This window comes from Microvirga sp. P4_A5, from assembly GCF_056402495.1.
The window spans coordinates 1-4648 of record NZ_JBFUHH010000167.1 but is presented as its reverse complement, the minus strand read 5'-3'; the positions used below and the strand labels follow the sequence as shown (position 1 = coordinate 4648).

Sequence of the window (4648 nt, the reverse complement as noted above, 5' to 3'; positions counted from 1 at the left end):
GACGTGAACATTGCCGCGTTGGTCATTCGATAGTTGTGCATGCTTCCCTCGAATCGGTTTAGTCAATAGCACTCGCACATTCAGCGTTTTGGGCTGAGTTTGATTCGAGTGATCTTTCCAGGCGAGGCACGACATTCCTCGGCGAGGCGGACCATCGGTTCGCTCGAAACGTACTGAGGAGTAGGAGATAAGATGACCCAGTATGATGCTGCGACAGCACTAAGAGTTACCCGTGAGAACAGCCACCGAGCTTGGGTTCACGGACCGACTGGGGTCACTGCTAAAGATCGGCTTGCTGCAGGAGGATTTTTAGACATAGCGCATCGACCGAAGTTCATGCTCGATCCAAAGTGGCCCATTTTCACAATGGGATCATGTTTCGCGCGGGAAATTGAAAATTTCATGATCCAGCGAGGACTTCCGATTCTCACAAAAGGCCACGGAGTGGAACGACATCATTTTCAGAGTTGGGAGAGCGATAAACCTAACCAAGAGCTTTACCGAGGCGCGCTCAACAAATACACGATTCATTCTATGTCTCACGAAATACGGACGGCCCTCTGCGGGGAAGTATACCCAGATGAGGGACTTATTCAATTGAATGCAGCGCTTTGGACTGACCCACATTCGGCGGGATTAAAAAATTCTGATTACGAGACCGTACGTAATTACCGGCGACGGATCGCGGCCTCAACCTCTGAGCTCAAGAATGCCAAAGTCGTTTTTCTTACTCTCGGATTAACCGAAACTTGGATCTATACACCTACTGGTATGCCTATGAACTCCCACCCTGGGGGTGAATGGCTTATACGTTTAAAGGACAGACTAGCGTTCGTAGACTACGGCTTTCAGGATGCACTAAATGAGATGGTCAACACAATCGGTCTCATCCGGAAAGAATGTGACCCAGAAATGAAGTTCATTATTACAGTTCGCCTGTTCCATTCGGATCTACTTTCAAGAGCCAAGACGCAATTGTTGCAAACTCTGGGTCCAAGTCGGTCTTACGCGCGGTAGCCGAAGAATTGTACCGCCGCTACGAATATGTCGATTATTATCCGTCTTATGAAATGGCATCATATACGCCCCGCAACATAGCTTATAACGAGGATCAACTGCACATCGCGCCGGCGATGGTCCAATTTATAACTCAGAAATTCGCAGCATCCTACTATCGTTCGCTCGAATAGAATGAACAACATTGYAACAAGGCCCATCCTAAAGTTGTTTTTTGGTAAGTGTTGTGATTCACAACCTCAGACAGGAGGCTACGCGTTGAGGGATCGCAGGGTGATCGGATCAACCGTACACTTTCTGATGTCGGGCGCGCGCTGGGCCACTGCGCGGAGTGGCGTTGGCTCGCCGGGGCGACCGCGTCACCGTAATATCGGGATGCATCGTCTCCTCGTCGGCGGTGGCCTCGCTTTATGGCTCGCATGCCGGACGATACTGCACCGCACCCTTGTCTCATTTCGCCCGTGAAGCCGCATCGCTCGGCGGCCTGTGGGCCGGGGGATAGTGATCACGCTATAGATCGCTCACGCAGTAATCGGACGGTTAAAATCCACGCCTTGATGCATCGTTTCTTGAACCATTGCCTTCATGCTTCCCGGCTGTCAGTTGGCCGATTGAACGACGAGAGGTCTGCTGCTGGAGTTCACGCCAACCTGCAAATTCGCGCCTGCTGCGAATGCCATCCGCCACCCAATCGACACCAGTTGCGCGTGTCGAATATCTCGACTGTGACCAATCGGCGCTGGGATGGATTGCTAAGCGACACGATCACCTGTCCACCAGAGCCTCCACTTGGCGGCATCGCAGCGACCTGAGCTGTGAGTCTCGCCCCAAAAAAGTCAATGCAACTTTAAAAGACTCCTCTAAAATCGTCGGGTATTTTTAGAAGATGAGTATCCGCAAAGTGTTCCCCTCGGTAGATACCGTCTCTCGTATCATACTTTATTTTATTCAAAAACTTTTCAAAGAAAGGCTTTCGAGACAAAACCCCATCGTCCTCCGAAAATGGCCGCTTTGAGATAGCAGCAATAGAGGCTTCGATGCGTTCAAGCTCCGGGGCGAAATACGTCCGCATTTGTTCAGTAGAGATATTCCGGCGTGACATGTGCTTCATCCAGCCAAGTTGCAACTCCTTGTCAGCTCGTTTTAAGTGAAAGAGGTATAAATTGTTGAAAGCTGGGTACAGTGAACAATAATGGTAGCCAACCCCCCATTGAACATTTACCCGCGTAACTGAAGTCTTGCATAGTGATGAGTTTAAGTAAGCTACGCTACGTTGATGCAATAAAATGGGGTCTCGAACATTTAACGGGGGCTCGTTTGGCATTTGAAACACCTCTATACCTATGCTAGTTACATAGGGAAATACGCACCCATTCACAAAATCCCTGAGATCAACGCCTAGACTTGGGTCTGGCACAAGGATCTCGTCCGAATCGACAGTGATAACCGTCTCATAATGCTCGAGAAGTCCCGCCACTTGTTTGGACATGAACCTGACGCGCTGGCCTTCATCGAAGGCCAGGTCGGGCAGTCTAATGATACCCCCTAGGTCAAAACCTGCGAATTCACTCGCAGTTACCCCTTGGGTTACGACGAATAAATTCTCCGCGCCACAATGTTTAGAATAATATGAATACCATACAGGAAAGTAAAATCCTGATGAAAGTGATTGTGTAAGTACAGCGACCTTGGCCTTCATGATACTCTTGTTGGTTTGAATTGAGGTAAAATATTGCCCAGGATTCTCTAAGTCAACGTTCGCTAAGAAATACTCCTGTTGAACTCGATCCATTCGTCAACGTCTTCACGTCGGTGCTGGCGGAGGAAGACGAATAGTTTTGCTTTGGCTATTCATGGCTCGCCCCAACGTGTATTCTTGCTTTCGGTTGGGCGTAATTTTTTTTAGTTTCCCCAATGGAACACTAGGCAATTAGCCTGCCATCCTCTGCGCCTCTTAAAGCGGCCGCCGACTGCCGCTGCTCATTTCTCGCAGAGAAGGCGACGTTAGCAAACCAAAATTGGATAGCAGATCGGCGTAGATGCTAGCGCGCATGCGTCTGTTTTCATCATACAGTTGTCCATCAAAGTTCGCGAGTTCGATCAACTCTCGAATTGAACTTGCAGCCATCATTTGATCGCGGGTTACCGCAGGAACGCACATAGCCTCGGCAAGCTCCTGTGTTCTCAAGTCGTGCGTTACGAAGATGCTTGGTACCTCAGCTTGGAAGCAAGCCATTGAACCGTGAAGCTTTGTGCCTATCTGAAAATCGTACCGTTGTAGATCGTCCATCCAAGCTTCCGCATCATAGTACGCCCTGAATCGTTGTATGAACCATGTTTTTGAGTCAGTTCCATCGGGAGGCATCGGAAGTCCAGATCTCTCGAAGCGATCTAAGCCGCCTTCATACGCCACATTGCCGCGCACGACCTCCAGTACGGCCAACGGGTCCTGAACCACGCCAACCCAGTCGAAGGAGGCGACCAGCTCAAACAGCTTGCGATTTGGTTCTTCGTGCGAGGGACTTGCCTCGACCGAAACGACCACATCCTTGAGCTCGTGTTTGAACTTATCAGCGATGATCTGCCCAAGGTTGAGTTTCGGGTTGACGAAATTAGAAGGGCAGCCTGTCACGTATACATTTTCAATCCCAGCAGAAATCAACCACTCAGCCGTTGCCGCCCCGCGCACGCAAACATGCGCCGCCTTCTCGCGTAGCAAGTCGACGAACTTCTGCGTTCCAGGTTTCAGAACTAGCGGCGACGATGCGCTTGGTGCCTGAACGCCCAAGCCAATGACGATGATTGGGACGCCAACGTCCTCGATCATATTGGCAACGGGCGTCAAGTCATTGGCCGCATAAATCCAATTCGCCGCCACGAGAATGAGGCAGTCGCTCGATTCGTTGATCTGCTGCGAAGTGGCGTGCCAACCGATGAACGACTTCTGAGATGATATATGGTTGTCGACAGCGTACCAGAACATGTTGTTGCCGGTGTTCAATCCGGATCGTTGAAAACGTTTCTCTACTGGGGCGTAGAACTCATTGAGCGAACGTCCGGAATTGCCGAGGATGGAGACGCGAGTCACGCAGAGAAACCTTTTTGAACGGCCTGATGAAATTGTGATCCATGAGCATGTCACAGTAGTATCGAAGCCATATGGAGTCAGTGAGAGTTCATACCCCACCTGCGCCGGATTGGAAACGTTGTTTAGCAGTACCGGTAGTCGAAAGTGGCCAGGCAATCCAACGTTTGTGCACTGTCAGGCGCGTCGGACAGGCGGCACCTAGAGGTTCTGACTGATTTTGGTTTTCCGTCACGCCTCCAAGGCATCGAGCGGCGGCGGACAGCTAAGCCAGTTTCCGGATGGCCGAGACCAGTCAACAACATTTTATTGCTCACCACAAGCAATCTACTCGGGGCCGTTTTGTTTGACACCGACCGACAATCCGGTTCACGACGTCTTCGAACAGCGCAAGGCTCCCCGTGTCCATGTCTGCCAGGACGTAATTTCAATGTTAAGAGCGTTTGCAGCGAGATGGGTTCAGATGTCCCGACTTTTGAGCTAAGGACCGGATATGGCTCTCAACATCCTTTTCCTGCATCAGAATTTTCCGGGACAGTACAAGCT

General features: G+C 50.5%; 2 protein-coding genes and 1 pseudogene. 1 reads left to right on the top strand and 2 read right to left on the bottom strand.

The features are described from left to right. Positions 1-192: 192 nt before the first annotated feature. A pseudogene (locus AC1DVM_RS22555) lies at positions 193-1190 on the top strand (GSCFA domain-containing protein). Positions 1191-1864: 674 nt separating this feature from the next. Here AC1DVM_RS22555 and AC1DVM_RS22550 read toward each other — a convergent pair. Together AC1DVM_RS22550 and AC1DVM_RS22545 are read right to left on the bottom strand one after the other, a co-directional pair. Further along, positions 1865-2716 (bottom strand): hypothetical protein, encoded by an 852-nt coding sequence (locus AC1DVM_RS22550; protein WP_477258281.1) that lies wholly within the window; start codon positions 2714-2716, stop codon positions 1865-1867. 255 nt (positions 2717-2971) lie between these two features. Then, positions 2972-4105: a polysaccharide pyruvyl transferase family protein gene (locus AC1DVM_RS22545; protein WP_477258279.1), complete on the bottom strand. Its 1134-nt coding sequence runs from the start codon at positions 4103-4105 to the stop codon at positions 2972-2974. Positions 4106-4648 lie beyond the last annotated feature (543 nt).